The organism is Neglectibacter sp. CSJ-5, assembly GCF_032490475.1.
GTDB lineage: Bacteria > Bacillota > Clostridia > Oscillospirales > Acutalibacteraceae > Hominenteromicrobium > Hominenteromicrobium mulieris.
The window spans coordinates 1-6,788 of sequence record NZ_JAVYJC010000015.1 but is presented as its reverse complement, the minus strand read 5'-3'; the positions used below and the strand labels follow the sequence as shown (position 1 = coordinate 6,788).

Below are 6,788 nucleotides of genomic sequence, written 5' to 3'. Positions count from 1 at the left end.
ATTATTGTCCGTGTCCACTTTTGAAAAAACAACTTCTGCAAAAATATTCCTCATGTCTACTTTTGAAAAAGCAAATCAAAAATAAATATTTTTCGTGTCTACTTTTCTTGACTACTACATATTAACCCAAGATTTCCCCTTTATCATATATGCCTTTTGCGCTTTTTTATCTAAAAATGGTGCCGCATCTTCTCCTAAAAGAATATACTCCCCATTAAATAAAAAGTCGTCAATGAAGCCAATTTGACCAGTAGCACCGTAATATGGATATAATTCATCTTTACTTTTCCCTAAAACCCTATTTTTTCTATCGTATGAATTTATAGGCTTTCGATAGCTGTCATAGTTAATTGAGATACAATTTAGCCTTGCCCAACACCAATTATCAGGTATTTCAAACGGCAATTCAGCATCAATACAGGCAACAGAATCTCCTATCTTCTCATAATAAGAGTTATCATCACCTTTGAAGATGACAGATTCCATCTTGTCACGTTTGATTTTGCCTTGCTTAATCAGTTCTTCTTTCTCCTCACGGATACGCTCAAGAAGAACAGAAGCAGGCTCATCATTCGGGTCTTGCGGTACAAGTTTGCCTCGGATAGCGAGGTCGAGAATCTTGGATTTTATAGCTGTAACTTCATTATTTAAGTTATTCAAATTATTCTGGATTTTATCAAATAACGGAGCAACAATATCAAATTTATCTCGAATCCGTTTTTGTTCATTAATTGGTGGTATTGCTATTATTGCATTCTTGCCATCATTCGTCCCAAGACGAGGCATTTTAACTCCATAAGAAATCATATTTACATATGTTAAAAATGTCGGCGACATTATAAATAATTGCATATATGGTGAATAAATATTTCCGTAGAAAGTTAAAGGTAAAATTTCAGTAGTGCAATAGCCATCCTTTGTGGCTATTACTACTTTGTTGAGATAAGGACGTAATTTACTATAAAGTAGCTGTCCCTTGCAAAAAGAGTATTTGTTACTTACAGAATTTCGTTCTGATTTTGTCGTATATTTTTTTATTACTCCTGTTTCTTTTTCTATATCTTCTAAATCCAAAATCCAAGCCGTTTCGTCTATTAAATCAGCAGAAACAGCTTTGTTCTCGCCGTAGGGGCAGATTACTCCTAATCTCGCCCACGCCCAGCCATCAGGCAACTCAAACGGTATCTCATCTTCGATACATTTCACTGTTCCGTCTTGGAACTGCTCATAATGTAAATTATCATCACCTTTGAAGATGACGGTATCATTCTTTATGTCTTTGGCTTTTAGTTTTCCGTCTTTAACCATTTGTTGCTTTTCGGCACGAATACGCTCCAACAAAACAGAAGCCGGTTCGTCATTCGGGTCTTGAGGTACAAGCTTGCCACGGATAGCCAAATCCAAGATTTTTTGTCTTAATGCTTTGGTATCCATTATTCCTCCACCTCACCGATAAGTTTTTCAAGCTCGGCAACAGCACTGGCTATACTTGTCGCTTCTTCTTTGATTTGTGCAATCATTTCAGCTAATGTACGGTCATCGTCTTCTTCGCTGACAATCCATTTGAAATCAAGTTTTAGCTGGTCACGGGCATAAACTTCTTCTTTGCTGAACTTTCTCCAGCGTCCGTTTGGATTATCAACAGAATAAGTCGGAACTCTATCTTGCATATGACCTGAGCAATAGCAATCAACAAAATCATCAAGATTTTCTCTTGTGAGCGGTTTTTGTACCAAAGTGTGTTTTATGCCGGTACGGTAATCATACACCCATATATCTTCGGTAGGTTTTCCTTTTTCAAAGAAAAGGACATTTGTTTTAACGCCCTGTGCATAGAAAATGCCTGTCGGCAAACGGAGAATGGTATGCAAATTGAACTCTTTGAGAAGCTTTTCTCTTACTTTTGCCGTTGCGTTTCCATCGGTCAAGACATTATCCGGCAAAACAACTGCGACTCTGCCGCCTGTTTTAACAATGGACATAATATGCTGTAAGAAGTTCACCTGATTATCGGATGTCTTTACAAATTCAGGTCTGTTCGCATACACTTCAACACTGCCCTGTGGTCTTGTACCAAAAGGCGGATTCGCCAATATAACATCAAACATTCTGTCTGAGGTGTCAAGTAATGAGTCCTGACATACTATAGGGCTTTTGTTTGTTCCTATATCGTGCAAGTATAGGTTCATAGACGCAAGTGTAACAACCAACGGAGTATTATCTGCACCAAAGAAAGCATTATTCTTTAAGAAATTCTGCTTTGAGATTTCCTTACTTTGACCTTTCATATGGTCATAGGCTGCAAGCAGAAAACCGCCAGTGCCGCAAGCCGGATCTGCAACCGTTTCAGTAATTTTAGGGTCAGTTACATCAACCATGGCTTTAATGAGCGAACGAGGGGTGAAATATTGTCCGGCACCGCTCTTTTTGTCCTGTCCGTTCTTTTCAAGTATTGATTCATAGATGGCGCCTTTTAAGTCGCCTTCCATCATATACCAGTTTTCACCTTTAACCATATCAATGATTTTTGCGAGTTTTACCGGGCTGTCAATTTTATTTGAAGCCTTGGTAAAAATAGTACCTATCAACCCATCTTCTTTTGCAAGTTCCTTCAGGATTTCTTCATACTTGTCAATCAAATCGGTACCGTTTAAATCAACAAGGTCTTTCCATTTATATCCGTCCGGAATTGAACTCGATAAGCCCATTTCTTCTTTTTCTTCGTCCATTTTCAAGAAAAGAATATAGGTTAACTGTGTAATATAGTCTGTGAATCCGACACCTGCTGCCGCCATTACATTTGCAATGTCGCCAACCTTTTTAATAAGCGTGGATTCGCTTTTTGTTTGATTTCCTGCCATAATTTAAGCCGCCTTTAATATAAATTTTGATAAGTCGATCATTTCGGCAGTTAATGCCGGAATACCGAAACTTTTTACAGCCTTTCTCCAAAGGTCTGTATCTATGCTGTTAAGTTCTGTAACACTAATCGAGCCTTCATTGATTATGTAATCAGCTATTGCTTTCATAATTTCTTGTTGGTCGGGAGAAAGAGGACGCTGTGCCTGACCGCAATAGAGTGTAAATCTTTGTGAATAACCTTTCAGTAAACTCTTTAAATTATCTGTTTTCTTATATGCATATCTGACAAGCTGGATTAAGTGCGTTAAGGCTTTTATGTTCTGCTTTACATCCAAATCCTCAACATCACCGTTCATATCAAGCATTTTATAATTGCTCCAAATATTATATGGTGTAAATAATCGGTTTTCTGAAAGCAGTTTGTCCCGTAAATCCGACAACATAGAGTATGTAATAACCGTGTCTTCGGAATTATAAATGATACGCAACGCTTCAATTTTATCGGCATTATCATTCAGATACTTTTCAAAGGAATCAATAAAGCTTTTTGCGGCTTCTTTTGTAAAGCCTTTGTCAATAATTTCATCTTCGCCCGGTGCGATTGCATAATAACCCCTGTGAAGTTCCAACAGTTTCTTTCTTGCATCAAGATTTAACATCAAACAAGAAATCAGACTGTTTCTTGCAGAGTTATCATTAGATGCACTTGTAAAAGGTGGTAAGGTTCCCTGTGACAAAGCTGTGTTGATTTGATACGCAAGGGTCTTTGGCGCAAAACCGTAATCGGAAATGAAAATATTCAGATGCCTGCCGAACAAAACATTATTTTCATAACGCATATTTATGCTTGCGCAGTAATCACGCAATAAAGCAAGATTATCATCAGACACTTCGCCGTGTGATAAGTATTCTAATAACCGCTCAAGCGTTGGCACTTTAGGTTTTTGTTCTCCGCCCGGTTCCTTTGGTTTGGGAATAGTTTTATCGTGTTCTGTAACACCAACAGCGTCCACAATGTAGAAGCATTCTTTTGTGTTCGCATTCGGTGTAATTTCTCGTAGTTTATCTTCATTGATGACACGGCAGCCTCTGCCTTTCATCTGAGTATAGAGAACATCGGATTTTACATCATTCATAAACAGTACGACTTCAAGCGGTTTTACATCTGTTCCGGTAGCGACAAGCGTTACCGTGACCGCAATTCTAAACTCTTTATCCGTGCGCAAATCACGAATCAGAGCGTTTGAGTCTCCGGCTGAGTATGTAATCTTTTGTACGAATTTATCCGGAGCCACACCGTTTTTGAACTTATCGGCAAAGACTTCTTTTACAACATTTACAATCTCTGTTGCGTGATTATCGTCCTTGGCAAAAATCAAAGTTTTAGGAATGTACTCCCATATTTCATCTCTATCCGGAAATAAATCAGTGTATATAGAATCTTTGTAAGCAGTTAAAACTTTACGCATTTGATCAGGAACTATAACCGAGCGGTCTAACTGAGTCGGGGCAAAATCAATTCTTCCGGTAGCTGTATAAGAGTCTATTTCTTTTCCGCTGCGGGTAATTTCTACTACTTCGTCACCTGTATTGATTGTTCCGCCGTGTTCGGTAATATTGCTTTTGATTCTATAAACACGAGCAGGAACATTTACGCCGTCAACAACCGAATCGTCATAAGTATATTTTTCAATAATGTTATCATTGAAAAAAGCATAAGCTTCCGGTGTAGGTGTTGCCGTCAAACCAAGAATTGTTGCACCCTTAAAATAGTTCAAAACAGATTGCCATTTGCCATAAATCGAGCGGTGGCACTCATCAATGATGATAAACTGAAAATAATCAGGCGGCAATTTCAAATCATTGCCCAAAGAGACAACAGTTTGATTACTGTCGGTGTCTTTGAAAGAAAAGAATTTTTCATCTTCCTTATCTTCGTCATCATCAGTAATTGTTTGACCGGTCAAAACAGCAAACAGTTTTTGTATTGTAGAAATTACTATGTCACCGCCAATATCGTCTTTGTTTTTCAATCGGTTGATTTGATACAAAGAACTCATAGGCTGTTGATTTTCTGTACGGTCAAACAGGCTGAATTCTGTTTCTGTTTGTCGTGCAAGATTATTTCTGTCAACAAGGAACAAGACCCTTTTAGTAGATGTGTAATTGAGTAAACGATATGAAGCAAGGCAAGCAAGATATGTTTTACCGGAGCCTGTTGCGAGAACTGCAAGGGCTTTCTTTTTGCCTTGCTTGAGAGATTTTTCTAAATTAACTTCTGCATCATACTGGCAGTCACGCAGTCCCCTTTTCTCAATTCGCGGCAAAGCACCGTATTCCGATTTTTTGCCGATAAGCTGCAACATCTTTTTTGGAGAATGCATTTCACCAAGTTCAACATAATCTCCGTCAGAGTCAGTAAGCATATTTTTGAAATATATCTTATTGCCGTTTGCAAGATATACAAGCGGTATTAGTCCCTGAAACCAAAGACCATACCAATTCTGCGGAGTTTTTGCATAGTGTTCAGCCTGTGAGGCAACTTTCGGGCCGAGACTATCCGATTCCTTCTTTGCCTCAACAACCCCAATGGCTTTATTATCAACAAAAAGCAAGTAATCGCTTTCTTTTCCGCCCTGCATTAATGCTTCCTTTACCGCCATAGCATAGTTTGGCAGATAATCCTTTCTGTCAACAATATCCCATCCGGCATTATTTAGTTGTTTATCTATTTTAACTCTTGCTTTTTCTTCAGGTAACATAGTGTTATCCTCCTATAAGCGCTTTGTCGTTTGCAACTTCCTGATAATAAAAATTATCGGAAGTTAAGGGGTTGTATTATTAGACTAAGACCTTATACTATTTTCGTGTATAGTGATTATCTAACTTTGAAAGCATAGCCTCACTATAAAATACTTTTTTACCGCTTTTCTTTTTGTCGGGATCAAGATATCTTATGTAGGCACACTTATCATCACTTTCATATAAACGTCTATTTGCATGATAATCACCGTTTAGTATGAAATTACTATAACGTTCTTTACATTTGGCGGTAAGTTCACCATAATCCATAGGATACTTGGCTTTTAACTGTTCTTCTGTTAATGTAACCTTTATAGCATCTGTGTCTTTGGAGAGGGCAACTTTAATTGCATCCTTTGATGTGGATTTCGAAAACTTAACATCAATATTTAGTGCTATGCTGTATTCACTATCCGATGAAGAGCTTTCTTCAAGTTCATCCACATACTTGAAAAAGTTCTTTTCCTCTGCATTCAAGAGCAAAACATCCGATTCTTTTCGTGCTTGTACAAAGGATAACGGCATTAAATAGAAATTAAATTCTGATAAATCTTTGTTAAACCATTTTTTGTATAAAGACACATAATTTTTCAAAGATGCGGTTCCTATTTCCTGAATTCGAACATTGAATTTAAGCGAGTAATTATAAAAGTGTATAGCAGAATCACGAAGCTCAATTAGTGCCATTATATTATTAAAAACGATTTGATCCATTTCGCCTTTTTCAATAAGTTTCTTAGCTATAAAATCGATTGAATGCGTAAATGGGTTACCGCTTCTAGTTAGTTTGACCTTCTTTTTCTTGGACTTGCTACCATCTTTATTTATTACAGGCTCCATAACATAAAGCGAACGCATTTTATTGTGATTATCTTTAAGGTGCTTAGCCTTAAGAAGTAATTCCCAGCTATTAATTGCTAATATCGAAAAAGTTTCACCACGGTACAAGAAATCGGGTTTGTTATATACTTCGATTGCAGCAATCATTGCGGAAATGCTTTTATCTAGGGCAGCACCGCACAATTGCTGAGGCAAGCGCTGTCGAATCACCCATCAGGCAGGAAACCATAGGCTTCCCGGCGCATTTCTTCGCGAGAGCGCACAACTTCAAGCCGCCAGGCAGG

Annotated in this window: 4 protein-coding genes; all 4 read right to left on the bottom strand. The window is 37.9% G+C overall.

The features are described from left to right. Nucleotides 1-114: 114 nt before the first annotated feature. The 4 genes from R2K26_RS15235 to R2K26_RS15220 all read right to left on the bottom strand — a co-directional run bounded on the left by R2K26_RS15235 (nt 115) and on the right by R2K26_RS15220 (nt 6,714). Nucleotides 115-1,434 (bottom strand): restriction endonuclease subunit S, encoded by a 1,320-nt coding sequence (locus R2K26_RS15235; RefSeq protein WP_316523385.1) that lies wholly within the window; start codon nt 1,432-1,434, stop codon nt 115-117. Next, nucleotides 1,434-2,861 (bottom strand): N-6 DNA methylase, encoded by a 1,428-nt coding sequence (locus R2K26_RS15230; protein ID WP_177645648.1) that lies wholly within the window; start codon nt 2,859-2,861, stop codon nt 1,434-1,436. Before R2K26_RS15230 ends, R2K26_RS15235 begins: the two co-directional genes overlap by 1 nt. A gap of 3 nt (nt 2,862-2,864) precedes the next feature. Further along, entirely contained in the window at nt 2,865-5,624 is a 2,760-nt protein-coding gene (locus tag R2K26_RS15225) for a DEAD/DEAH box helicase family protein (RefSeq protein WP_177645646.1), read from the bottom strand. Nucleotides 5,625-5,721: 97 nt separating this feature from the next. After that, entirely contained in the window at nt 5,722-6,714 is a 993-nt protein-coding gene (locus R2K26_RS15220) for a DUF3644 domain-containing protein (protein WP_396897267.1), read from the bottom strand. Nucleotides 6,715-6,788: the final 74 nt, after the last annotated feature.

Excerpts from the sequence above, each read along its gene's own strand:
- R2K26_RS15225 (WP_177645646.1), bottom strand. The coding sequence starts at position 5,624 with ATGTTACCTGAAGAAAAAGCAAGAGTTAAAATAGATAAACAACTAAAT.
- R2K26_RS15235 (WP_316523385.1), bottom strand. The coding sequence starts at position 1,434 with ATGGATACCAAAGCATTAAGACAAAAAATCTTGGATTTGGCTATCCGT.
- R2K26_RS15230 (WP_177645648.1), bottom strand. The coding sequence starts at position 2,861 with ATGGCAGGAAATCAAACAAAAAGCGAATCCACGCTTATTAAAAAGGTT.